This is a genomic window from Mesorhizobium sp. M7A.F.Ca.CA.003.01.2.1, assembly GCF_003998945.1.
Lineage (GTDB): Bacteria > Pseudomonadota > Alphaproteobacteria > Rhizobiales > Rhizobiaceae > Mesorhizobium > Mesorhizobium ciceri.
In genome coordinates this window covers 1-1,151 of sequence record NZ_RZRA01001294.1, presented here as the reverse complement: position 1 = coordinate 1,151, position 1,151 = coordinate 1, and the positions used below count along the sequence as shown (strand labels likewise).

2 protein-coding genes are annotated in these 1,151 nt (G+C 63.9%); both read right to left on the bottom strand.

The annotated features are described in order from the left end of the window. Positions 1 to 233 (bottom strand): alanine racemase (locus EN969_RS32110; protein WP_206525293.1); only part of this gene is annotated, 233 nt, incomplete at its 3' end. Position 234: 1 nt separating this feature from the next. Next, on the bottom strand, positions 235 to 1,151 hold a 917-nt coding region (locus EN969_RS32105; RefSeq protein WP_127419789.1), incomplete at its 5' end, for an FAD-dependent oxidoreductase.

The window sequence follows — 1,151 nt, the reverse complement described above, 5'->3', positions numbered from 1 at the left end:
AGCATGATCGGTGCGTTGATGCCGCTGTCGCGCAGCCGGCGGATGTTCTCGAAACGCGATTCGGCGATGCCGGCGACACCGCCGCGCAGCATGGCGCGTGCCACTTGCGGCATGCCGCAAGTGCCCTTGGTGACGCCGAACACTTTTATGCCCGACAGCGCGCAGCGCTCGACGATGGTGCGCGCGTTGCGCTCGATGCGGCCAAGGTCGATGGCGACTTGCGGTCCCGACATCCTAGCCCCCGTAAACCAGCCCCTGCGGGTCGATCTCCGGCTTGCGGCCCGAAACGAGGTCGGCGAGGAATTTTCCCGAACCGCAGGCCATCGTCCAGCCGACATGGCCGTGGCCGGTGTCGAGATAGAGATTCTTGTAGCGCGCCTGGCCGATGACCGGCACCGAGTTCGGCATCATCGGGCGCAGACCCGCCCAGAACACAGCCCTCTTCTCGTCGAAGGCACCCGGGAAAAGATCCTTGCCGGTGCTGATGATCGTCTTGAAATCGGCGGGCTTGAAAGTGCGGTCGAAGCCGGTGAATTCGGCCGTCGAGGACATCCGCAAGCGGTTGCCCAGCCTTGAATAGCCGATCAGCCGGTCCTCGTCGGCGCCGCCCATGGTCGGTCCCCTGCTTTCGTCCTCCAGGGGAATCGTCGCGGTATAGCCTTTTACCGGATAGACAGGCAGGTCGATGCCGTAACGGCGCCCGAGCAGGCCGCTTTCCGGCCCCATCGAGATGACAACCGCATCGCCGGCGACCGGGCCGGCCGAAGTCATCACCGCGCGCACCCGGTCGCCCTCGATGTCGAGGCCTTCGACTGTCGTGCCGAACAGGAATTCGACGCCGAGCTTCTCGGCCGCATAGGCGGCCAGCCTGTCGACAAACTGCTTGGAATCTCCGGTCTGGTCGGTTGGCGAATAGACGCCGCCGGCAATCTTGTCCTTGACGCCGGCAAGGCCGGGTTCCAGCTCGACCAGCCGGTCGCGGCCGACGATTTCGATCGGCAGGCCGTGCTTGGCAAGATAACGGTAATTGTCGGTGCCGGTGTCGAGGCTCTTTTGCGAGCGGAAGAAATAGAGAATGCCCTTCTTGCGCTCGTCGTAATGGATGCCGGTCGCTTCCGAAAGCGCATTGATGCAGTCGCGCGAATAGAGCG